General features: G+C 59.0%; 22 protein-coding genes and 1 tRNA gene. 15 read left to right on the forward strand and 8 right to left on the reverse strand.

Features of this window, described 5'->3' with window-relative positions:
- Window positions 1-27: 27 nt before the first annotated feature.
- Window positions 28-117: transfer RNA gene (locus tag QEO92_RS23310), tRNA-Ser, on the reverse strand.
- Window positions 118-431: 314 nt separating this feature from the next.
- On the opposite strand from QEO92_RS23310, the gene rplU reads away from it, so the two are divergent.
- The 14 genes from rplU (at window position 432) to QEO92_RS23380 (ending at window position 12,572) form a co-directional block, all read left to right on the forward strand.
- Window positions 432-743: a 50S ribosomal protein L21 gene (gene rplU / locus QEO92_RS23315; RefSeq protein WP_037154140.1), complete on the forward strand. Its 312-nt coding sequence runs from the start codon at window positions 432-434 to the stop codon at window positions 741-743.
- Between the two features lie 30 nt (window positions 744-773).
- Window positions 774-1,043 (forward strand): 50S ribosomal protein L27, encoded by a 270-nt coding sequence (gene rpmA, locus QEO92_RS23320; protein WP_037154138.1) that lies wholly within the window; start codon window positions 774-776, stop codon window positions 1,041-1,043.
- A 130-nt stretch (window positions 1,044-1,173) separates the two neighbouring features.
- Window positions 1,174-1,821, forward strand: coding sequence for a GNAT family N-acetyltransferase (locus tag QEO92_RS23325; protein ID WP_227704605.1), 648 nt, complete (start codon window positions 1,174-1,176; stop codon window positions 1,819-1,821).
- Complete coding sequence (locus QEO92_RS23330; RefSeq protein ID WP_037154132.1) at window positions 1,818-2,405, forward strand: GNAT family N-acetyltransferase; 588 nt, start codon at window positions 1,818-1,820, stop codon at window positions 2,403-2,405. Before QEO92_RS23325 ends, QEO92_RS23330 begins: the two co-directional genes overlap by 4 nt.
- 156 nt (window positions 2,406-2,561) lie before the next feature.
- Complete coding sequence (gene obgE, locus QEO92_RS23335; RefSeq protein ID WP_037154129.1) at window positions 2,562-3,623, forward strand: GTPase ObgE; 1,062 nt, start codon at window positions 2,562-2,564, stop codon at window positions 3,621-3,623.
- On the forward strand, window positions 3,620-4,795 hold the full coding sequence (gene proB / locus QEO92_RS23340; RefSeq protein WP_227704606.1) for a glutamate 5-kinase: 1,176 nt from the start codon (window positions 3,620-3,622) through the stop codon (window positions 4,793-4,795). Before obgE ends, proB begins: the two co-directional genes overlap by 4 nt.
- Entirely contained in the window at window positions 4,788-6,071 is a 1,284-nt protein-coding gene (locus QEO92_RS23345) for a glutamate-5-semialdehyde dehydrogenase (RefSeq protein ID WP_227704607.1), read from the forward strand. Before proB ends, QEO92_RS23345 begins: the two co-directional genes overlap by 8 nt.
- 42 nt (window positions 6,072-6,113) lie before the next feature.
- Complete coding sequence (locus QEO92_RS23350) at window positions 6,114-6,707, forward strand: nicotinate-nucleotide adenylyltransferase (protein ID WP_265105879.1); 594 nt, start codon at window positions 6,114-6,116, stop codon at window positions 6,705-6,707.
- Between the two features lie 129 nt (window positions 6,708-6,836).
- A complete protein-coding gene (gene rsfS / locus QEO92_RS23355; protein ID WP_052182987.1) occupies window positions 6,837-7,304 on the forward strand; it encodes a ribosome silencing factor in 468 nt (155 codons plus the stop codon).
- A 106-nt stretch (window positions 7,305-7,410) separates the two neighbouring features.
- The gene (rlmH, locus tag QEO92_RS23360; protein WP_037154119.1) at window positions 7,411-7,893 is read left to right on the forward strand and encodes a 23S rRNA (pseudouridine(1915)-N(3))-methyltransferase RlmH; all 483 of its coding nucleotides are present in this window, start codon (window positions 7,411-7,413) and stop codon (window positions 7,891-7,893) included.
- Between the two features lie 108 nt (window positions 7,894-8,001).
- Complete coding sequence (locus QEO92_RS23365; RefSeq protein WP_227704608.1) at window positions 8,002-9,411, forward strand: murein hydrolase activator EnvC family protein; 1,410 nt, start codon at window positions 8,002-8,004, stop codon at window positions 9,409-9,411.
- On the forward strand, window positions 9,401-10,732 hold the full coding sequence (locus QEO92_RS23370) for a S41 family peptidase (protein WP_037154114.1): 1,332 nt from the start codon (window positions 9,401-9,403) through the stop codon (window positions 10,730-10,732). The genes QEO92_RS23365 and QEO92_RS23370 overlap by 11 nt, the downstream gene beginning before the upstream one ends.
- A gap of 87 nt (window positions 10,733-10,819) precedes the next feature.
- A complete protein-coding gene (locus QEO92_RS23375; RefSeq protein ID WP_407721814.1) occupies window positions 10,820-12,019 on the forward strand; it encodes a divergent polysaccharide deacetylase family protein in 1,200 nt (399 codons plus the stop codon).
- Between the two features lie 16 nt (window positions 12,020-12,035).
- Complete coding sequence (locus QEO92_RS23380) at window positions 12,036-12,572, forward strand: RNA pyrophosphohydrolase (RefSeq protein ID WP_227704609.1); 537 nt, start codon at window positions 12,036-12,038, stop codon at window positions 12,570-12,572.
- 321 nt (window positions 12,573-12,893) lie between these two features.
- Here the strand turns inward: QEO92_RS23380 and bfr are convergent, their stop codons facing one another.
- From bfr to QEO92_RS23405, 5 genes are all read right to left on the reverse strand, one after another.
- Window positions 12,894-13,379, reverse strand: a complete 486-nt coding sequence (gene bfr, locus QEO92_RS23385) for a bacterioferritin (protein ID WP_037154105.1) — start codon at window positions 13,377-13,379, stop codon at window positions 12,894-12,896.
- On the reverse strand, window positions 13,345-13,773 hold the full coding sequence (locus QEO92_RS23390) for a (2Fe-2S)-binding protein (RefSeq protein WP_227705243.1): 429 nt from the start codon (window positions 13,771-13,773) through the stop codon (window positions 13,345-13,347). Before QEO92_RS23390 ends, bfr begins: the two co-directional genes overlap by 35 nt.
- Before the next feature lie 157 nt (window positions 13,774-13,930).
- Window positions 13,931-17,368: an error-prone DNA polymerase gene (locus tag QEO92_RS23395; RefSeq protein WP_227704610.1), complete on the reverse strand. Its 3,438-nt coding sequence runs from the start codon at window positions 17,366-17,368 to the stop codon at window positions 13,931-13,933.
- Window positions 17,365-18,783 (reverse strand): Y-family DNA polymerase, encoded by a 1,419-nt coding sequence (locus QEO92_RS23400; protein ID WP_280107527.1) that lies wholly within the window; start codon window positions 18,781-18,783, stop codon window positions 17,365-17,367. Before QEO92_RS23400 ends, QEO92_RS23395 begins: the two co-directional genes overlap by 4 nt.
- Before the next feature lie 40 nt (window positions 18,784-18,823).
- Window positions 18,824-19,762 (reverse strand): ImuA family protein, encoded by a 939-nt coding sequence (locus QEO92_RS23405; protein WP_037154097.1) that lies wholly within the window; start codon window positions 19,760-19,762, stop codon window positions 18,824-18,826.
- Between the two features lie 172 nt (window positions 19,763-19,934).
- On the opposite strand from QEO92_RS23405, the gene QEO92_RS23410 reads away from it, so the two are divergent.
- On the forward strand, window positions 19,935-20,372 hold the full coding sequence (locus QEO92_RS23410) for a metallopeptidase family protein (RefSeq protein ID WP_037154095.1): 438 nt from the start codon (window positions 19,935-19,937) through the stop codon (window positions 20,370-20,372).
- Between the two features lie 18 nt (window positions 20,373-20,390).
- On the opposite strand, the gene QEO92_RS23415 is transcribed toward QEO92_RS23410, so the two are convergent.
- Both QEO92_RS23415 and QEO92_RS23420 read right to left on the reverse strand, forming a co-directional pair.
- Window positions 20,391-20,597, reverse strand: coding sequence for a DUF1737 domain-containing protein (locus QEO92_RS23415; protein ID WP_037154091.1), 207 nt, complete (start codon window positions 20,595-20,597; stop codon window positions 20,391-20,393).
- Window positions 20,594-21,496, reverse strand: a complete 903-nt coding sequence (locus QEO92_RS23420; RefSeq protein WP_227704611.1) for an HpcH/HpaI aldolase/citrate lyase family protein — start codon at window positions 21,494-21,496, stop codon at window positions 20,594-20,596. Before QEO92_RS23420 ends, QEO92_RS23415 begins: the two co-directional genes overlap by 4 nt.
- Window positions 21,497-21,506 lie beyond the last annotated feature (10 nt).

Below are 21,506 nucleotides of genomic sequence, written 5' to 3' on the forward strand. Positions count from 1 at the left end.
AGGACCACTGGTAAACCAGTGTCCGAATGGCGGAGAGGGTGGGATTCGAACCCACGATACGGTTGCCCGTATGCCGCATTTCGAGTGCGGTGCTTTCGACCACTCAGCCACCTCTCCGCTTAAAGATGTGACGCGTTGGTCAGCGCGGCGTTCTCATAGCGATGAAAGGTGGAGCTGGCAAGGGGCGAATATCGAGACAAGCTAAGCTTTTACCTTGACAGTTTTTTGTCTGTCGCGTATCCCCGCACGCGATCAGGCGTGGAAAAGATTCCATGCCTCTTTGTTTGCATGGCGCTTTGTTGCCGCCATGCGGATTTCACCGGCAGGCAAGTTCAAAAGATGCTCTCTTTCGAAACCCTGCCATAGACCGACTGACAAAAAGACGGCCGTCCTTTCCGGATAGAGCCGGACCGAACATGAAAGGATAAAGAATGTTCGCAGTCATCAAGACCGGCGGTAAGCAGTATCGCGTGGCAGCCAACGACATGCTGACCATCGAGAAGCTGGAAGCCGAAGCTGGTGCAGTAATCGAGTTCAGCGAAGTCCTGGTCGTCGGCGAAGGCGCCGATGCCAAGATCGGCGCCCCATTCGTCAAGGGTGCGACGGTCAAGGCCGAAGTGGTCGAGCATAACCGTGGCAAGAAGGTTCTCTCCTTCAAGAAGCGCCGCAGGCAGAATTCCAAGCGGATTCGCGGCCATCGCCAGCATCACACGGTTGTCCGCATCACGGACATTCTCGGCTAATCAGGGTTTCGAAGGTAAAGGAGAACACCAATGGCACATAAGAAAGCTGGCGGTTCGTCGCGTAACGGTCGCGATTCCGAGTCCAAGCGCCTTGGCGTGAAGAAATTCGGCGGCGAAGCCGTCATTCCGGGCAACATTATCGTGCGTCAGCGCGGCACGCAGTGGCATCCGGGCCAGAACGTTGGCCTCGGCAAGGACCACACGATCTTCGCACTCGCCGCCGGTAACGTGTCCTTCCGCACGAAGGCGAACGGCCGAGTATACGTGTCCGTCATGCCGAAAGCGGAAGCAGCGGAATAAGCCGGTAGCGCTCTAAAACAGCCGGCGTCTCATCGACCCGGCTGAAGCGCAAAGTTCAGTCAGAAGAAAAGGGAAGATGGGGCGCCACCCACCTTCCCTTTTTCTTTAACCTCAGAGAGGAGACTGAACCATGCAAGGCGAATTACTGAGGGCGAGCCAATCCCGGCCGCCAGAGGAACGGCCTAAGGAACCGCTAAGACCCGAACGGTCGAGGAGCGATTGCCCCGTCTTACTGTCGCAGAGACTGGTTCTCCGCGCGCCCCATGAAGAAGACATCGACGCCCTTGCCCATCTCGCCAACAATGCGAATATCGCGACCATGGTGTCGCGTATGCCGCATCCCTACACGGCAAAAGACGCAGCCGATTTCGTACGACGTGCGAAAGCCGGCGAGATTGGCAAGTGCGTCTACGCCATCACGCGAGGTGACAACGGCGCCTTCCTCGGTTGTTGCGCGCTGGAACCCCACCAGGACGAGCGAACGTTGGAGATCGGCTACTGGCTGGGCGAACCCCATTGGAACAGGGGTTACGCCACCGAAGCCGCGCATGTGCTGATCGACATGGCCTTCCGCACGCGCAACCACATCGATTACATTGATGCGCGTTGCCGGGTGACCAACATCCCATCGAAGCGGGTGATCCAGAAGTGCGGCTTCCAGTTCCAGGGCACCGGCATGATCGATTGCATGGCGCTCGGCGGCATGGTCGCGGTCGAATGGTTCCGGCTCGACCGCAAGACCTGGATGTCCTTGAGAAGCTGGGGAGAACTGAGATGAACGCTGCCGTTCTCCAGAAGAGCGATTCTGTCGTCACGATGCCAGGCCCCTGCCCCGTCATCATCACCGAACGGCTGGTCCTCAGGCCTCACAAACTCTCCGATGCGCCGGCGATTGCCGAATCGCTCGGCGATTTCAAGGTGAGCCGCATGTTGTCGAAAGTGCCGCAACCCTATGATCGGCAGGATGCGCTGGACTGGATCGTCCCGCAGACCTCCGGCATACTGCCGGACTGGGCGCTGGCGATCACGACCGGTGACGATACTCATATCGGCGTCGTCGCGATCGAACTCCGTCGTGGTGAGTGGCATCTCGGCTACTGGCTCAACCGCTTCTACTGGGATCGCGGTTACGTGACGGAGGCGGCCGGCGCAGCCTTGGAGCGTTTTTTCCGGCGGATGCCCAATACGGCGATCCGCTCCGGGGCCTTTGCGGACAATCTCGCGTCGCTGAATGTCCAGCGGAAGCTCGGTTTCCGCATCACCGACGCGGACCAGATCTTCAGCATGTCGCGCAACCGCATGGTGCCGCATATCGAAACCGCGATGCTGCCCGAGGACTTCCGTCGGCTTCGGCGGCCGTAACCTATATGATGATAGGCCCGGCGGGAGAGATTCCGCCGGGCTGGTTGCCGGGGGTTTCATGATAATCTTTGACCTCTGTCCCAACCGGCGATATCGAAACCCACCGGATGCCTTGTCAGATGAGGCCCCGATCAACGCAAAACCGACGGCGGAAACATGAAATTTCTCGACGAGGCAAAAGTCTACATACGCTCCGGTGACGGCGGCGCGGGCGCGGTCTCGTTCCGTCGAGAGAAATACATCGAGTTCGGCGGACCGGATGGCGGTGACGGCGGGCGTGGCGGCGATGTCTGGGTGGAAGCGGTCAACGGCCTCAATACGCTGATCGACTTCCGGTTCCAGCAGCACTTCAAGGCCAAGATCGGCACGCACGGCATGGGCAAGAACCGCACCGGCGCCAACGGGAGCGATGTGACGCTGAAAGTACCGGTTGGCACGCAGATCTTTGAGGAAGACAACGAGACGCTGATCGTCGATCTCACGAAGGAGGGCCAGAAGTTTCGGCTCGCCAAGGGCGGTAATGGCGGCTTCGGAAACGCCCATTTCAAGACCTCGACAAATCAGGCGCCGAACTGGGCCAATCCTGGCCTTGAAGGTGAGGAAAAAACCATCTGGCTGCGGCTGAAGCTGATTGCCGATGCCGGCCTCGTGGGTCTGCCGAATGCGGGCAAGTCCACGTTTCTGGCAGCCGTGACGCGAGCACGGCCGAAGATCGCCAACTATCCCTTCACCACGCTGCATCCCAACCTCGGTGTCGCCTCGATCGACGGACGTGAATTCGTACTGGCTGACATCCCCGGATTGATCGAGGGAGCCCACGAAGGCGTGGGTATCGGCGACCGGTTCCTTGGCCATGTGGAACGCACCCGTGTGCTGCTGCACCTCGTCTCGGCAGTCGAGGAAAAGGCCGGCAAGTCTTACAAGACCGTAAAAACGGAACTCGAAGCCTATGGCGGAGGCCTGACCGACAAAAGGGAAATCGTCGCACTCTCGCAGATCGACGTACTCGATGAGAAGGAACTCAAGAAAAAGGCGAAGGAACTGGAGAAGGCGTGCGGCCAAACGCCGTTTCTAATCTCGGCTGTTACCGGCAGGGGCATGACCGAGGTCCTGCGTGCCCTTCGTGACGTCATCGTCGAAGCGAGCGAGGGCGAAGAGACGGCATTGCCCGACCGCTCTTTGCCGATCGAGGATTTCGGCGAGGGGAGCGACGAATGACTGCCCGAAAGCCGCTCGCCAGCCACCGCCGTATCGTCATCAAGATCGGCTCTGCCCTGCTTGTCGACCGAAAGACGGGTCTGAAATCGCAATGGCTCGATGCGATCTGCTCCGATATAGCCGCGCTGAAGATGAAAGGCATTGACGTTCTGGTGGTCTCCTCCGGTGCGATCGCCTTGGGGCGCACCGTGCTTGACCTGCCCTCCGGCGCCTTGAAGCTCGAAGAAAGTCAGGCGGCAGCGGCCGTCGGCCAGATCGCACTCGCACGCGCCTGGTCAGAAAGCTTGTCCCGCGACGGGATCGTGGCTGGGCAAATCCTGCTGACACTCGGAGATACTGAGGAGCGCCGCCGGTATCTCAATGCCCGCGCGACAATCAACCAATTGCTGAAGATCGGCGCTGTGCCGATCATCAACGAGAACGACACGGTTGCCACGACTGAAATTCGCTACGGCGACAACGATCGGCTCGCCGCCCGTGTCGCGACCATGACCAGCGCGGACCTCCTCGTTCTGCTGTCCGATATCGATGGGCTTTATACGGCTCCACCGCACCTCGATCCGGGTGCAAGGTTCCTGGAGGCCATCCCGGCAATCACGCCGGAAATCGAAGCGATGGCGGGGGGCGCAGCTTCGGAGCTTTCGCGTGGCGGCATGCGCACCAAGATCGATGCCGGCAAGATCGCAACCGGCGCAGGCTGCGCCATGATCATCGCCTCTGGCAAGGCCGACCATCCGCTGCGCGCCATTGAAGAGGGCACGCGCTCCTCCTGGTTCGCGCCTTCCGGCACGCCCGTCACGGCACGAAAGACCTGGATCGCGGGCCAGCTTCAGCCGGCCGGCGAACTTTTCGTCGATGAAGGCGCGGAAAACGCGCTTGGCGGGGGAAAAAGCCTGCTGCCCGCAGGCGTGCGCCGTATCAGGGGGCATTTCCATCGCGGTGATACGGTTGCGATCATCGGTGTCGACGGGCGCGAGATTGCCCGTGGGCTGGTAAGCTATGATGCCGACGAGGCTCGCCAGATCACCGGCCGCAAGTCCGGCGAGATAGAGGCGATCCTCGGTTATGCCGGCCGCGCTGCCATGGTTCACCGTGACGACCTGGTGATGACCGGACCGATTCGGCGCAAGGCGAAGAACGAGGATCGCAAGGAGGATACCGCCCATGCTTGATAAAGTTGCAAACGCGGCCGACGTCGCCGCCATCATGGACGAGATCGGCCACAATGCCAAAGCGGCAGCCAGGGAGCTTGCCACGGCCTCGACCGAAGCCAAAAACAAGGCGCTGAATACAATGGCGGATGCTATCCTTGCCGCCAGGGACAAAATCCTCGCCGCCAATGCCATCGACCTGAGACAAGTCGAAGGCAAGGTATTGCTTCCTTCCTTCATCGACCGGCTGACGCTGACTGAAAAAGGCATTGCTGGCATGGCCAGCGCCTTGCGAGAGATCGCCGAGTTCAAGGACCCGGTCGGCGAGGTGATCGCCGCCTGGGATCGGCCGAACGGTCTCCATATCGAGCGGGTACGCACACCGCTTGGTGTCATCGGCGTGATCTATGAGAGCCGCCCGAACGTCACGGCTGATGCAGGTGCGCTTTGCCTCAAGGCCGGCAATGCGGTAATCTTGCGCGGTGGCTCCGACTCCGCCCATTCATCGAAGGCGATCCATGATTGCCTCGTAACCGGTCTGAAAGCCGCCGGACTTCCCGAACACGCGGTCCAGATCGTCCCGACTACCGATCGCGCGGCGGTCGGCGCCATGCTGTCGGGCCTCAACGGTGCTATCGACGTCATCGTGCCGCGCGGCGGCAAAAGCCTCGTCGCCCGCGTTCAGAACGAAGCACGCGTACCGGTCTTTGCCCATCTCGAAGGCCTCTGCCATATCTATGTAGACGCTTCCGCCGATCTTGAAATGGCGAAGAAGATCGTCGTCAACGCCAAGATGCGCCGCACGGGCGTCTGCGGCGCGGCAGAAACGCTGCTTGTCGATAGCGCTGCGATCGGCACGCACCTGATGCCGATTCTTGAAGCGTTGACGGAAGCCGGCTGCGAAATCCACGCTTCCGCCGCTGTGTTGAAGGTCTTCCCCGGTTTCAAGCCTGCGACGGAGGAAGACTGGCGCACCGAATATCTCGACGCGGTGATCTCGGTCGCCATCGTCGATGGCATTTCCGGGGCGATCCGCCACATCAACACCTATTCGTCCCATCACACGGAGGCAGTGATTGCAGAAGACCCGGATGTCGTCGCGCGTTTCTTCAACGAAATCGACTCGGCGATCCTGCTGCACAATGCCTCGACCCAGTTCGCGGACGGCGGCGAGTTCGGCATGGGCGGCGAGATCGGCATTTCCACCGGTAAAATGCATGCGCGCGGCCCCGTCGGCGTCGAACAGTTGACGTCCTTCAAATACCTGGTGCATGGCACCGGTCAGATCCGGCCCTGATTCCACGTGGGGCAGGAAACGATCGATCCACGCTATCTCGACATGCCGCATGTAGAGCGCGGCATGGCTGTCGGTCTGTTCGGCGGTTCCTTCAACCCACCGCATGAGGGGCATCTGCTGGTCGCCGAAATCGCGCTCCGCCGCCTCGGGCTCGATCAGCTCTGGTGGATGGTTACTCCCGGTAATCCGCTGAAAAGTCGCTCCGAACTTGCATCGCTGAAGCACCGGCTCACCATGAGCGAGAAGCTGATCCATGATCCGCGTATCAAGATCACCGCTTTCGAAAAGACGCTCGGCGGTTCATATACGGCTGATACGCTCGCCTCTGTGAAAGCCAGGAAGCCGCATGTGCATTTCATCTGGGTCATGGGCGCTGATAGCCTGAAGACCTTCCATCTCTGGCAGAAATGGCAGGAGATCGCGTCCACCTTCCCGATCGCCGTCATCGATCGCCCCGGTTCGACACTTTCCTTCCTCTCGTCGAAAATGGCCCGTACCTTTGACTATGCCCGCATCGATGAGGACGATGCCGGGACATTGTGGAAGCGCAAAGCCCCTGCCTGGACTTTCATTCATGGTCCGCGTTCGGCACTGAGCTCCACCGCAATCCGCGCCGTCAACGGCCAGAAATCCTGACCGGAAACATGCAAACAGCCGCAAAATGAAACGATGAAGAAGATTCTGGCCGTCACGATCACCTTTTTGGCCTCTCCCTTGAAAGATTGACCATTCGATGCCACCTTTCTCTATGCGACCGAGTCTCAAATCGGATTCGCGGAAAGTGCATGTTGCTGTTACCGGAAGAAAGGACAGACCCTGACAACAGTACACGCCAAGGGAAAGACGGCCCCCGTCCTCCCGCAGAGCCTGGAACGTGGCGCCGATGCCGCCGCCCGCGCTCTCGAACTGGTCCTCGCAAGTCTCGAGGACTCCAAAGCAGAAGATATTGTCACCATCAACATCGCCGGAAAATCAGCGCTCGGAGACTATATGGTCGTTGTCTCCGGACGATCGAGCCGGCATGTCATGGCCATCTGCGATCACCTGATCTCCGATCTTAAGGACGAGGGCCTGGGTGCACCTCGCGTCGAAGGCCTGGAGGCTGGCGACTGGGTGCTGATTGACACCGGTGACATCATCATACATGTGTTCCGCCCGGAAATCCGCGAGTTCTACAACATCGAAAAGATGTGGGCCGCTCCGGATATCGAGGAAGGTACACTGCTGCACTGACAGGTTTGGGCGCATCCTGAACCGGTCTGGCTGACGTCGAATTCGAGGGCCGAGCATACGCTCGCCGCCCGGACGGGATTTCGGCCGCTAAAAAACGGATCAGGACATGCGGATAAGCCTTTTTGCGGTGGGACGGCTGAAAGCCGGACCTGAAAAGGACCTTGCGTCCCGTTACCTCGACCGCTTCGCCAAAGCTGGCCCGGCGGTGGGGTTGGAATTGTCCAAGCTCATGGAAGTCCAGGAGAGTCGCGCAGCCAACCCCGAAACGCGCAAGCGTGAAGAGGCCGGCATGCTTGAAAAGGCACTCCCGGAAGGTGCGATCCTCATCCTCCTCGATGAACGCGGCAGGGCGCTCGACAGCGAATCTTTCGCCGGCCTCATCGGCCGCTATCGCGACAACGGCAAGCGCGATCTGATGCTGGCAATCGGCGGTGCTGACGGGCTTGACCCGGAATTGCGCTCACGCGCCGATGTGGTGCTCAATCTCGGCACCCTGACCTGGCCGCATCAACTCGTGCGTATCCTCATTGCCGAGCAGCTTTATCGCGCCGTCACCATTCTTTCCGGCCATCCCTATCACCGGGTGTAAACACTTCATTTAGATTCAAACACGATGTTGTTTATGGCTTCGTCGGGCAAATCAGCTTACGCTTCCTCGATCCGGCGGAAAATCGGAGCGGGAATGAGAATAACAGGGATGACATCGTACCGACATGCGCTGCTTCTGGCTGCAGCCTTCGGTTTCGCCCTGATTCCTCCCCTTGAACCCTCCAGCCCGGCTCGCGCTCAGGATGCCGATATGCCGGCACCGCCGCCGCAGACTGGATCACCTGCAGCCGCCATGGTCGATCCTACAGCCGATCTGCAGCGCAGGCGCAACGAGACGCGCGGCGAGCTCGAAGTCCTGTCCAAGAACATGAAGCTTTCGGCCGACAAAGTGGCCACGATTGAAAGGAACATTGCGGATATCAAGAAAAACAGCGCCGATGTCCGCCAGGCCCTGATCGAATCCGCCGCCCGCCGTAAGAGCCTTGAAACGAGGATCCTGGCCAGCGAAAAGAAAATCGCCGAGCTCAAGGTCAAGGAGGATGGCATTCACGCCTCGCTGCGCAGCCGCCGCGCCGTTCTCGCAGAGGTGCTCGCAGCGCTTCAGCGGATGGGGCGCAATCCGCCGCCGGCGCTTCTGGTCACGCCCGACGATGCATTGGCATCCGTGCGCAGCGCCATCCTGCTTGGCGCTGTCGTACCTGGCATGCGGGACGAGGCGAACGAGTTGGTCGCCGATCTCCAATCTCTTGTCTCTTTGCAGGCTGCCGCCCTGACCGAGAAGACGAGCGTCTCCAGCACCATCGCCGAAAGCCTCGAAGAAGAGCGGCGTATGAACCTTCTCCTCGCTGAAAATGAAAAGTTGAACAGGCGTAACATCGCCGACCTGGATGCCGAACGCCGCCGCTCGGAAGAACTTGCCGGGCACGCCGATACGCTTGAAAGCCTCATCCAATCGCTTGAAGGCGAGATCGCTTCCGTCCGCGATGCAATCGACAGGGCACGCCTCGAAGAGGAGCGGCGCCGCCTCCTTTCGGAAGCCGAGCGCGAAAGGGCCAAAAAGCTCGCCGAAAGCGGCGTGCCTGACAAAAACCGTATTGCGCCCGCATATGCGTTTTCGAGCCTCAAGCAGAAGCTGGAGCTTCCGGTCGCCGGAGATGTATTGCGTTGGTTCGGTGACCCCGACGGGACAGGACATACGGCAAGGGGCACGACCATAGCTTCGAATCCCGGAGCAGTGGTTACGGCGCCTGCGGATGGTCTCGTCGTTTTTGCCGGTGCGTTCCGAAGCTATGGACAGACGATCATCCTCAATGCCGGCGACGGATACCATCTGGTCCTGACCGGCATGGATGAAGTGAATGCGCGGCAGGGCAAGTTCGTCTTCGCAGGCGAACCCATCGCCGTTATGGGTGAGAAAAGAGTGGCAAGCGCAATGGCATTGGCGCTGGAAACAGATCGTCCAACGCTTTACATTGAATTCCGAAAGGACGGCACTCCGGTCGATTCCAGGCCGTGGTGGACCGCAAAAGAAACTGGAAGGGCACGAAATGATTCGTAGGGCTTCTCTTGTCATCGTCGGGGCGCTCATGGGTGCGACAGCGATGAGCGTGATTTACTCGGCCGGTGTGCCTGCGCAGGCCGCCGGTCCTTCGACCTACAAGGAATTGTCGATCTTCGGCGATGTGTTCGAGCGGGTCCGTGCTCAGTACGTGACGCCGCCGGACGAGGAAAAGCTGGTAGAAAATGCCATCAACGGCATGTTGACCTCGCTGGACCCCCATTCGAGCTTCATGAATGCCAGAGATGCCGAAGATATGCGCACACAGACGCGCGGCGAGTTCGGCGGCCTCGGCATCGAGGTGACGATGGAGAACGAACTCGTCAAGGTCATCGCGCCCATCGACGATACGCCCGCCTCGCGTGCCGGCATCCTGGCCGGTGACTTCATTTCGGAGATCGACGGCCAGCCGGTACGCGGCCTGAAGCTTGAAGATGCCGTCGAAAAGATGCGCGGTGCGGTCAACACGCCGATCAAGCTGACGATCATTCGTCAAGGCGCCGACAAGCCGCTCGATATCACCGTCGTGCGCGATATCATCGCGGTCCGCGCCGTAAAATCCCGCGTTGAGAACGGTGACGTCGGTTACGTCCGCGTTATTTCCTTTACTGAAAAGACCTACGACGACCTGGAAAAGGCGATCAAAAAGATCAAGGCGGATGTACCGGCCGATAAGCTGAAGGGCTACGTCCTCGACCTGCGCCTTAATCCCGGCGGTCTTCTCGACCAGGCGATCAACGTTTCCGACGCCTTTCTGGAACGCGGCGAGGTTGTTTCCACACGCGGCCGCAATGCAGACGAAACCCGCCGCTTCAATGCCGGCCCGGGTGATCTGACGGATGGAAAGCCAGTGATCGTACTCGTCAATGGTGGCTCGGCTTCCGCCTCGGAAATCGTCGCGGGCGCATTGCAGGATCTGAAGCGTGCAACCGTTCTCGGTACGCGCTCCTTCGGCAAGGGTTCGGTCCAGACGATCATCCCGCTCGGCGACGCCGGCGCGCTGCGTCTGACCACCGCTCTCTATTACACGCCCTCGGGTAAATCGATCCAGGGCACTGGCATCAACCCGGACATCAAGGTTGAGCAGCCACTGCCGCCGGAACTGCAGGGCAAGGTCCGCGCCGAAGGTGAGTCCAGCCTGCGGGGCCATATTCCGGGCGCCGCCGAGACGGAGGAAGGTTCGGGCTCCGTCGCTTATGTGCCGCCGGAAGCCAAGGACGACATCCAGCTCAACTATGCACTGGACCTGCTCCATGGCGTGAAGACTGATCCGTCCTTCCCTGCGAATCCGGATAAGGCTGCGGCCGCTATCAAGAAGTAAAGAGCCGCGGACCGGCCAGCGTAGCGCGTTGTCAAGACGCCTCGCTGGCCGGTTCTGTTTATCTGCAGGCACGATACAGGACCGAAATTGGGCAGCGATCTCCACGCACCGCTGGGACAAAGCCGGCCGGCCGCACGGCGACGGGTTAGAAGATTTTCTTCCGCGGCCGTTCTCGCCTCCCTCGCCGTCGCAGGCATTCTTGGCCTTTCGATTTATGCTATGCGAGGTGATGACGCTCTGAGACAGGTCGCGTCCAATGATCCGCCGGCATCCGAACCTGACCAGGCTCAGTCTCTCGGAAGGAACGATCAGGACTCCGCTGGGCAGCAACCTGCGGGCATGCCTCGCTCCAATCCAACTTCCGGTGCGAATATCGAGCGGACGCTGACGGACGACGGCATGGTCGTGACAAAATACACGCCGCGATCCCGCGACAGCGGCGGCCCGGTCCTCATCGAAGCCCAAAGAATTGGCCAAGACCCACGCATGGCCGCCCAGCCCAATGAAGCACTGCTCGAAGACTCGCCCTATGGCCGGTTGCCGATCACCGGCCCGGACGGATTGCGGCCGATGGACCAGTATGCTCGGCCATGGTCTGGTGCACGTGGAACTCGGATCGCGATCGTCGTGGGCGGGCTTGGCCTCAGCCAGACGGGCACGCAGAGGGCGATCAGAGAACTGCCACCGACGATAACCTTTGCCTTCGCTGCGAGCGGCAACAGCCTCCAGCGCTGGATGCAGGAGGCTCGCCGCAGCGGCCACGAAATCCTGCTACAGGTGCCACTAGAGCCATTCGACTATCCGGCAAACGATCCAGGTCCTGACACATTGCTGACCAGGACTTCCGTAAAAGAAAATCTTAACCGGCTGCATGAAGCCATGGGCAGGATCACGAACTACACGGGCATCATGAACTATCTTGGCGGCCGTTATCTTGCCGATGCGGATGCGCTGGAGCCGATCCTGCGCGATGTTTCGCAACGCGGCCTGCTATTTCTCGACGACGGCACGTCTGCCCAATCCAAGACGGCGGTTATCGCCAAGGCGATCGGACTGCCGCACGCTTTCGGCGATCTGACCCTCGACGGCCAGTTGCAGGCGGATGCAATTCTCAAGAAGTTGGATGAGTTGGAGCGCATCGCCGGCCGCAGGGGCACGGCTGTTGGCGTCGCTTCCGCTTTCGATGAGAGCATTGATGCGATAAGGCAGTGGAGCGAGAAGGCATCGCAACGCGGGATCGAGATCGTCGGGGTTTCAGCACTCGCAGGCGAAAGCGTCGAGCCATGATGGATCGGAGTCGTGCATGAGCAAGAAGGACAAACGCCTGGTTCGCGCCGAAGATCTGCCTTACCGGCCCTGTGTCGGCATCATGGTGCTGAATCGCGATGGCCTTGTCTGGGCCGGACGACGCGTCAGCGAAGGCAACAGCGAATACGACGGTTCGCCGCAGCTTTGGCAAATGCCGCAGGGCGGCATCGACAGGGGCGAGGATCCGCTTCCTGCAGCTTATCGCGAGCTTTACGAGGAAACTGGTATCCGGACCGTCAAGCTACTCGCAGAGGCGCGCGACTGGATCAACTATGACTTGCCACCGCATCTCATAGGTATCGGATTGAAGGGCAAATATCGCGGCCAGACGCAACGCTGGTTCGCCTTCCGCTTCGACGGCGACGAAAGTGAAATCGCCATCAACCCGCCGCCAGGCGGCCATGAACCGGAATTCGACGCTTGGGAATGGAAGCCGATGACCGATCTGCCCGGCCTGATCGTGCCGTTCAAGCGCGTCGTTTATGATCAGGTCGTCGCGGAGTTTGCGCATCTGGCCAAAGCTGCGGTTTAATCTAACCTTGGGTTGCTGCTTTCGATGCACAGCGAAGACGGCAGGACTGATAGGTTGCTCCATAAAAGCGTCCAGCTCTCCCACAGCTTTCTTCTCGAAGCCCGGGGCCTGGCGGATATGGCTCGCACTTAAAGCCGCACAGGAAGCCCTTCGGCATCGTTCAGGATGGTGCCGGATGTCCGTTAGCCAAGATGGTTACTTGCCGGCGTTTCGCAATATCGAACCGACGGAAACCTCATCGACCGGCGCCGCGACGCGTTCATTGCCGTCGGAACAGACCCGCTGCACAAACGCACCGGGCCTTTTATCGATGATGCCGGTTTATTCGGCCTCGTTGGCAGATTCCGCGTTGAGCAGACCGTAACGCTCCTCGCCGATCTTCGCCAGCAGATCGAGCTGGGTTTCAAGGAAGTCGATATGGCCTTCCTCATCAGCCAGAAGCTCTTCGAAGAGTTTCATCGAAACATAGTCACCGGCGTCATGACAGATATCGCGGGAGGCTTTGTAAGCCGTGCGGGCGTCATATTCACCCGCAAGGTCGGCTTCAAGAACTTCCTTGACATTCTGGCCGATCCGTAGCGGCGCCACTGTCTGGAGATTGGGATGGCCTTCAAGGAAGATGATGCGCGCGATCAGCTTATCGGCATGGTGCATCTCTTCGATGGACTCGGCCCGCTCCTTCTTCGCAAGCTTTGTATAGCCCCAATCTTCGAGAAGGCGGTAATGCAGCCAATATTGGTTGACGGCACCAAGTTCGAGAAAAAGTGCCTCGTTAAGCCGCTCGATGACCTTTGAGTCGCCTTTCAATGTCCGCTCTCCTGTGCTCTTCATGGAATTGTTTCAAGCGGGACATATATACAACGACCTCGGCTTCCGTCGAGTGGTGCTCGGCGTGATATTCCTCGGTTGTACGGATGATGAGGTCGACAACATTCGGGAAGCAGCCGCAGCAACGGCCGCGCTTACCCATGGCGTGGTACACTTTAGCCGGAACGATCAGCTGCCAACAGTCTTCGTTAAGGAGCTCGATAATAACGTCCCTGATTTCCCTGTCGGTGATGTAATTGCAACTGCAAACCAGCATTTCTCGGTCGACCTGCGAAACATGACCTGTAACATCCTCTTTTTGCGAAAGCGGACATCCGATGTCAAGAAAAAATCGGGTATCTGCGTTATTTCTTAAAGAAGCCTGCCATTCCATGACGTGAATCAAAAATGCGATGCGGCCTTCTTTGTGCCGACCTTTCGAGAAGTAGCGGATTGAAATCGGAAGCATCGTTTGGCCGCTACGCGAGAATATCGGCCAACGAACGCAAACCGAAGCGCAAAACAGTTCCTCACGAAGCCTTTTGCTACACTCAGTGAAAGTTCCGTCCCTTGGGCATGACGCTACTCGGTTCGGTCGAATAGAGCGGCGGTGCGGCAGCAGCCGTTTTCTGACGTCTCTCCTCCTCCATACCGTTGGATCGCCTTTTCCGGCGATGATTGCCGCTGGACTGCAATACCTCATCTGATCGGGACGATGATATCTCGGGCCGGCGCGCCTCCTCCTGCAGAAGGCCAAGCATGGGAGTGATGTCCTCTATGTGTTCGACCACCGTATGAATAACGCCGCTCTCGCTTTGCAGCTTCCCCCGGATTTTCACGAGCCGCGCGCCCATGACGACCGATCGGAAACGCTCGAAAGTTTTAGGCCAGACGATCGCATTGGCGACACCGGTCTCGTCTTCCAATGTCATGAAGATCACGCCACTGGCAGAACCCGGACGTTGCCGCACCAGCACGATCCCTCCGATCGTGACTCTTCCCCCGTTCGGAACGTCCAGAAGATCGACACTTCGGGCGATTCCCATCGTTCTGAATTCTTCACGAAGGAAGGAGACCGGATGCGCCTTCAGTGACAGGGAAAGGTACCGATAGTCTTCGATCACCTCCTCGCCCGGCAGCATTGTCGGAATTCTGATCTTCGGTTCAGGCCTGAGATCCGCACAGCCTGCCACATCGAACAGAGATAACCTCTCCGTCGTATTTTTCACATCAAGTCCCCGCACGGCCCAGAGGGCCTCACGGCGCGTAAGCCCGAGAGAGGTGAAAGCATCGGCGTCCGCAAGCCGTTCGATAGCCGACTTATCGAGCCCGGACCGAAGCCAGAGATCATAAACAGATGTGTAGCCGCCTCCTCGACTGGCGATGAATTTCTTGATCATGTCATCTTCGGACAGGCCCTTGACCTGACGAAAACCTAGTCGCACGGCATATCTTGTCTTGATGACATCGCGCATGGACTCATGACGCTTGTCGATCGCGTTCCTGTCAAAGATGGCCTCTTCCAGAGTGCAATCCCATGCGGATTTATTCACATCGACAGGAAGGGTCTGGATGCCGTGCTCCCGCGCATCACGGATCAGCTGCGCCGGCGCATAGAACCCCATGGGCTGCGAATTCAGCATAGCCGCGCAGAAGACATCCGGATAGTAAGCCTTGATCCAGGACGAGACGTAGACCAGCAGGGCGAAGGAAGCGGCATGGCTCTCCGGAAAACCGTATTCCGCAAATCCCTGGATCTGACTAAAGCAGCTTTCCGCGAATTCTTTTGAATACTCGTTTTCCAGCATGCCGTTGATGAAGTCTCGCCTGAATTCCTCCACTCGTCCCGATCGCTTGAATGTTGCCATCGAGCGACGCAGCTTGTCGGCTTTTTCGGCAGGGAAGCGCGCGGCCGTGATAGCGATCTGCATCGCTTGCTCCTGAAAGAGCGGTACGCCGAGGGTCCTTTTCAGAACCTCTTTAAGCGCGGGGCTCGGATATTCTACCGGCCGGCCGTTTCGCTCATCCTCTCGCCGCTTCAAATACGGGTGGACCATGTTCCCCTGAATGGGGCCTGGCCGGACGATCGCCACCTCCACGACGAGATCATAGAATTTCCGGGGTCTGAGCCGCGGCAGCATGCTCATCTGCGCCCGGCTCTCGATCTGGAAAACGCCGACCGTATCGGCCCGGCAGATCATATCATAGACGGCGTCCTCAGGCTTCTGCTGCAACCCCGCCAGGGTTTCATCAACCTGGTAATGAACCCGCATGAGGTCGAATGCCTTCTTGAGACAGGTCAGCATGCCGAGGGCGAGCACATCGATCTTCAGGAGCTTCAATGTGTCGAGATCATCCTTGTCCCATTCCACCATATAGCGCCCCGGCATGGCCGTCCTCATGATCGGGACGACCTCGTCGAGCCGGTCGCGCGTGATCAGAAAACCGCCGACATGCTGGGTGAGATGCCGCGGAAAACCCAGAAGCTCCTTCGCATGAGCCAGGACTTTCTGCGTCGTGAGGTCTTTCACGTCGAGTCCGGCCGCCTTCACATCCCGCTCCGAAAGCCCGTCCTCCGACCAGCCCCAGACCAGGCTGGAAAGTGCGGCCTGGACGTCTTCCGAAAGCCCGAAAGCCTTGGCCACTTCGCGGCCGGCCATACGGGTCCGATAGCTTGTGACTGCCGCCGTGAGGCCTGCGTGACGAAAACCATAATGGCGATAGATGTATTGAATGACCTCTTCTCGCCGACCGTGTTCGAAGTCGACATCGATATCCGGCGGTTCATTCCGCTCCGTCGAAATGAACCGTTCGAAAAGCAGCGTCGTGAATGTCGGATCGACCTCGGTGATACCAAGACAAAAGCAGACGGTGGAATTGGCAGCCGATCCCCGCCCCTGGCACAGGATTTTCAACTCATATCGGGCATGCCAGACGATATGGCGCACCGTCAGGAAGTAAGGCTCGTATTGCATCTCCTTGATGAGACCGAGTTCGTACCTGATCTGATCCGTTACCTTGTCCGGAATTTTATCCGGATACCGGCGTCTGGCCCCTTCCCAGGTCAGCCGCTCCAGGGTTTCCGATACCGTCTCGCCCGGTACGCTCTCGTCCGGATAATTATGGCTGAGCTCATCCAGCGAGAATTGCAGTTGCTTGGAAAACCTCTGAGTGTTGGCGATCGCATCCGGATATTTGGCGAAAAGCCGCGCCATCTCAGCGGAATGTTTGAGGTGCCGCTCTCCATTAGGGGCAAGACGAAAGCCGGCTTCCTGAACCGTCACATGCTCGCGGATGGCCGTCACGACATCCGATAGCGAGCGTCGATAGGGGAGACTGTAAAGAGGCAGGTTGGTTGCGATTAACGGAAAGTGACATTGCGAAGCGATCTGCGCAAAGGTGGTGAAAACGAACGCATCGCGCCCGTCATAGGTCGGCGACAAGGCGAGATAGATATTCTTTTCGAATTTCTCCCGATAAGAGCTCAGCTGCTTACCCAGCTTCGCTAGGTACTGAGCATCTTCCGCGCGGGTGAAATCCGGCACGACAGCAAGCATCATCTCGTCGCACCATTCCAGAAAATCCCATTCCTCCAGGATGCAGGAACCCTTTTCCGTCCTAAGGTTTCCCCTGCTCAGCAGGCGGCATAGGTTGGCCCAGCCCTTCCGATTCCGCGGATAGGCCAGAACGTCCGGCGTGTGGTCCGAAAAGACGAGACGCGCTCCCGGGTAAAAGGCACAAGGCCACACCGCGTCCTCCTCGTCCTCCTTTTTCCCCTGCTCCTGCTGACGCTTGTACGTCTCCTTCATGTCCCGGACTTGGTTATGCGCCCGCACCACACCGGCGACCGAATTCCGGTCGGCAATGCCAAGGCCGGAAAGGCCAAGAAGGCTTGCTGTCAACACCATTTCTTCAGGGCGTGCAGCCCCCTCCAGGAAGGAGAAGTTGGTCTTGGCGCCGATCTCGAAAAAAACGGGGGCATTCTTCATGCGAAAATCCCATGGACGCGCCAGCTTGGCGCTGTTTTTCCGTCGTAATGGCCTTCGCGAAAAATCCAGAAACGTCGACCCGCATCGCTTTCCAGGCGAAAATAATCACGTTCCTCCGCCTCCTTGGGATCTATCCACCATTCCGGGGAAATCCGTTCAGGACCTTCGGCCCGAACGACCCGATGAACGATCCGGCGCCAGCGAAACCGCTGGGGCGGGCCATCCGGTACCGTTGCGGCAAAAGCATCTATCGGCTCCGGATGGTGGAAAAGTCGCAATGGCCGATCAGATCTGGGCGCGAAGGCTAAATCTTCATCCCCTTTCTTCTGCGCGCTTCCCGCCGTCATCGCCGGCACAAAAACTCTCGCCCGTTCCGGCATATGGCTTTGCCGCAATCCCGCAAACTGTAGACAATCCGCCCCCAAACGCGCCGAAACTCGATCGACAAAATCCGCAAGTGAGATTTCACTCTCTCCGTCGCCGATGAAATCGCCTTGCGCGGTCCTAAAAGTGTCGTGCTGCAGCACATTGAGGCGCAGGAGTTCGAAACCGAAGCCTGCATCGAGATCGTCGTGGACGGCGTTCAGACGCTCGGAAAACAGGGTCGAGATACGTTCCGGATCGCGTAGCGGCTGCGAAGCCCCGGCGGTGATGCGGAACACCCGGCCATCGATGCGGAAAAGCACCAGTTCGAAAACTCGCCCGCCAATTCCGCGAGCTTCCAGTCCCGGTCGAAGAGACGTCGCGATCTGCCCAATCAGCTGCAGGATATGTTCCTCCGCCTGAATCGGTTCGGCGAGCCGCCGCTCGGCAGAAAGAGCCGCGACAGGCCGCCGGGGAGAAATTGCTTCCTCATTCGCTCCAAGCGCCTGATCCAGCCGAAGAAGCAATTGCGTGCCGAAACGGCGGGCAAGCGGCGCACGCGGCATGGGAAAAAGATCACCGACCCGTTTCAGCCTGAGCTTATGCAGTGAGACGATCATAGCGTCGTCTATGCGCAAGGCATTGACCGGCAATGGGGCCAGCACCTCTTTCATCGTTTCGTCATCAATTACGCCACCGCGTCCGAAACGACAGGCCGCCCAGGAGAGACCGGGGGACGAAGAAATCGCTCCTTTGACATCGAACCCCATATGAAAAAGCCGCTTAAGAATATCCCTTAACAAGGCCTCTTCACCCCCGAAGAGATGCGCACAACCGGTAATGTCCAGAAGGAGGCCCTCGCGGCCACCAAGTGCCACGAGTGGAGTATAACGGTCGCACCAGTCGGCGATGGCTTCGAGCAGCACCTGGTCGGCTTCCCCATCCTCATCCATCACGTCAATCTTCGGAAACATGGCGCGCGCTTCCGCGAGGCCCTGTCCTCGTTTCAAACCGAGCCGTTCGGAAACTTCATCGAGTGCAGTAAGCCGCATGGCATTGTCACGCCGCCCGGCACAGAGGATCGGCGGATGGTCAGGACGCCCTCTCGTTCGCCACGACAGGCCCCAGAACTGACGAGCGATCCTGTCGGTCGGCAGATGCGGGAAGACCAGCGCCAGGATGCGTTGGCGGGTTACGGAAAGAGGAAGTTTCTCCTGTTTCACGGTCGAGCGAAAATTGACGGTCACGGGGATTCCACTCCAGAAAGAAGGAGAGCGGAGCCGGATTGCGGCTCTTCTCCAGGGTCAGTTGGAAAACGGGATGGCCGATGCTGCCGCCAAGCATGGATCCATTCGGAAGGCGTCGCCCGGAGGCTCGCGCCGGTTTGACAAGGAAGCGGAAAAAAGCACTGCTCGCTTCTTCTTCGCCCGCATGCCGCAATAGGAAAAGCGGCCGTCCCGCTGCTTTCGCCCGCAGGCCAAGCCTCCGGCTTTCGGTAAGGCCGAAATGCCTCGGGTTGCCCCGGATTTCGAGAATGGTGGCGGACAGGACACCGCTCGCCACCGCGGCTTCTGCAAGCCATAGTGCATCATCCAGCCTGCGCGGCGACGCATAAAGAATCTCGTGAGGGTCCAGCCCGAATTGCCTGAGGCCAACAGCATAAGGAGCGCCGGCCTCCTGCCTGGAAACGACGTCACCGACCCATAAAACCGGTGCCTCGCTTGTTTCCATGGCCTTGAGATAAGCGGCAAGCGCAAGTACAAATCCGCTCGCCGCGCCCGCATCCAGCATCACCATCGAACGAATTTCCGTGAGGCCGTCAAATGGCAGGCCACCATCCAAAGCAGCGTCCAGAGGCGCTATGCCGAATGGCAGACGGGGTTGATTGTTCCTGGATTTTTGCGCTTCAGGATCCGCGGCAGCATCTGCCTGCTTCGCCGCAGCCAGGCTGGGCAAGGGTTTTCCCTCCATTCTGGCGATCTGTTCGCGCAGGGCAAAAAGCGTTTCCCGCGCCGTGGCGTTCTCGGCCATGGCGTCAGCTCCCATCATGAATGTTCACTTTATGTTCTTATGGATTCCAGAGGCCTTCGAAAGAGTCAACAACCAAATGGCAGGAATCTTTTCCTCTGGCGGTAGGCCAATGATTCTTCTCTCGAAAAATATCGGCGAAGGCACTATATGGGCCTGATCAGAAGGAGAACTCATGGCCCGTATCGACCAGACCGACGATTGGCGGGATCGCCACGCGCCGACGATCAACTCGTTCGAGTCGCTGGCGATCGAGGCCTATGGTCACTTGCCAGAGGAATTCCGGGCCCTTACCACCAACCTGATCATCGAGATCGAGGATTTTCCGGATGATGAGGTGTTCGAAGATATGGCGCTCGAAACACCCTTCGACCTGCTCGGTCTGTTCGAAGGTCGCGGCATTTCCGAGCGCTTCAATATGGAAACGGGCGAACTGCCTAACCGCATCCGGCTCTATCGCCGGCCGATCCTCGATTACTGGGCCGAAAACGATGAGACGCTGGGCGATATCATCACCCATGTGCTGATCCACGAAATCGGTCATCACTTCGGCTTGAGCGACGACGACATGGAACGCATCGAGGCCAGCGCCGAAGACGCCGCCCAGCGTTAAGGTCAATCGACAGAGCTTTTATTGCTCGCCAAGTTTCATGTCCGGATCATAATCCTTGCCATGAACGGTCTTGATGACCGCCTGGCCGCACTGCATCTCGCCGGTCGTGGCATTGAAGGCATAGGTCGGGGAACCATGAAGCTCCCAGCCCTTGTTCAGCGCAGCTGTCACCTTGTGGCAGAAAGAAGAGTCGTCAGGACCGGTGAGGAAGCGATAGAGTTTCATGAAAGTTTCTTTCGTTCGGCAATGATCCGGTTACTGGCGACAAGCTTTTCAGCCTCCGCCAGATGGAGGCGCTCGACCATTTTGCCGTTCAGATTGATGACGTTGAGATGTTGGGCTTCCGGCCGGGCAAAAGCGGCAATCACCGCTTCAGCCTCTTCCACGGCCCGCGGGTCGGGACCGAAATGCCGGTTAGCAGGTTCGATCTGGGCCGGATGGATCAACATCTTGCCGGAAAAACCCATGGCACAACCTTGGGCACATTCCGCATCGAAAGCTTCCGCATCCTTGAAATCGTTGAAGACGCTGTCGATCACGTCGATGCCATAAGCCCGTCCGGCAAGCACCACCTGCATCAACCAGGGCACGAGGTAGGCACGGCCAGGCTGCGACAGGACACCGGTTCCCTTGCGCAGGTCGTTGAGGCCGACGACGAAACATCGGAGCCGCTCATCCGCCCCGGCAATCGCCGCCGCGTTCAGAACACCTTTCGGCGTCTCGATCATCGCCCATATGGCAAGCTCGTCTGGGGCACCGGTCTCGGACAGGATATCCGCGATCGCTTGCACCTCAGAAACCCGCTCCACCTTGGGAACCAGCACCACTTCTGGCGATATCTCGACCACGAGATCCATGTCGGCTCTGCCGAACTCGGTTTCGAGAGGGTTGATGCGGATGATAGTTTCCCGGTTTCGCAGCGGCCCTTCCCTGAACAATCGGCGCAGATTGTCGCGAGCCTCGATCTTCTTCTCCGGCGCCACGGAATCTTCCAGATCGAAGATCACCGCATCGCAATCGAGACCATGTACCTTTTCCAATGCCCTTGCATTACCGGCCGGCACGCTCAGGACAGAGCGGCGAAGACGAGCGGGAGCAGAATTGATGTCAGTCAAGGCGGTCATCACGACTTTG

This window comes from Neorhizobium petrolearium, from assembly GCF_029854435.1.
Taxonomy (GTDB): domain Bacteria; phylum Pseudomonadota; class Alphaproteobacteria; order Rhizobiales; family Rhizobiaceae; genus Neorhizobium; species Neorhizobium petrolearium.

Excerpts from the sequence above, each read along its gene's own strand:
- rplU (WP_037154140.1), top strand. The coding sequence starts at position 432 with ATGTTCGCAGTCATCAAGACCGGCGGTAAGCAGTATCGCGTGGCAGCC.
- rpmA (WP_037154138.1), top strand. The coding sequence starts at position 774 with ATGGCACATAAGAAAGCTGGCGGTTCGTCGCGTAACGGTCGCGATTCC.
- QEO92_RS23325 (WP_227704605.1), top strand. The coding sequence starts at position 1,174 with ATGCAAGGCGAATTACTGAGGGCGAGCCAATCCCGGCCGCCAGAGGAA.
- QEO92_RS23330 (WP_037154132.1), top strand. The coding sequence starts at position 1,818 with ATGAACGCTGCCGTTCTCCAGAAGAGCGATTCTGTCGTCACGATGCCA.
- obgE (WP_037154129.1), top strand. The coding sequence starts at position 2,562 with ATGAAATTTCTCGACGAGGCAAAAGTCTACATACGCTCCGGTGACGGC.
- proB (WP_227704606.1), top strand. The coding sequence starts at position 3,620 with ATGACTGCCCGAAAGCCGCTCGCCAGCCACCGCCGTATCGTCATCAAG.
- QEO92_RS23345 (WP_227704607.1), top strand. The coding sequence starts at position 4,788 with ATGCTTGATAAAGTTGCAAACGCGGCCGACGTCGCCGCCATCATGGAC.
- QEO92_RS23350 (WP_265105879.1), top strand. The coding sequence starts at position 6,114 with ATGCCGCATGTAGAGCGCGGCATGGCTGTCGGTCTGTTCGGCGGTTCC.
- rlmH (WP_037154119.1), top strand. The coding sequence starts at position 7,411 with ATGCGGATAAGCCTTTTTGCGGTGGGACGGCTGAAAGCCGGACCTGAA.
- QEO92_RS23365 (WP_227704608.1), top strand. The coding sequence starts at position 8,002 with ATGACATCGTACCGACATGCGCTGCTTCTGGCTGCAGCCTTCGGTTTC.
- QEO92_RS23370 (WP_037154114.1), top strand. The coding sequence starts at position 9,401 with ATGATTCGTAGGGCTTCTCTTGTCATCGTCGGGGCGCTCATGGGTGCG.
- QEO92_RS23380 (WP_227704609.1), top strand. The coding sequence starts at position 12,036 with ATGAGCAAGAAGGACAAACGCCTGGTTCGCGCCGAAGATCTGCCTTAC.
- QEO92_RS23390 (WP_227705243.1), bottom strand. The coding sequence starts at position 13,773 with ATGGAATGGCAGGCTTCTTTAAGAAATAACGCAGATACCCGATTTTTT.
- QEO92_RS23395 (WP_227704610.1), bottom strand. The coding sequence starts at position 17,368 with ATGAAGAATGCCCCCGTTTTTTTCGAGATCGGCGCCAAGACCAACTTC.
- QEO92_RS23400 (WP_280107527.1), bottom strand. The coding sequence starts at position 18,783 with ATGCGGCTTACTGCACTCGATGAAGTTTCCGAACGGCTCGGTTTGAAA.
- QEO92_RS23405 (WP_037154097.1), bottom strand. The coding sequence starts at position 19,762 with ATGGCCGAGAACGCCACGGCGCGGGAAACGCTTTTTGCCCTGCGCGAA.
- QEO92_RS23410 (WP_037154095.1), top strand. The coding sequence starts at position 19,935 with ATGGCCCGTATCGACCAGACCGACGATTGGCGGGATCGCCACGCGCCG.
- QEO92_RS23415 (WP_037154091.1), bottom strand. The coding sequence starts at position 20,597 with ATGAAACTCTATCGCTTCCTCACCGGTCCTGACGACTCTTCTTTCTGC.
- QEO92_RS23420 (WP_227704611.1), bottom strand. The coding sequence starts at position 21,496 with ATGACCGCCTTGACTGACATCAATTCTGCTCCCGCTCGTCTTCGCCGC.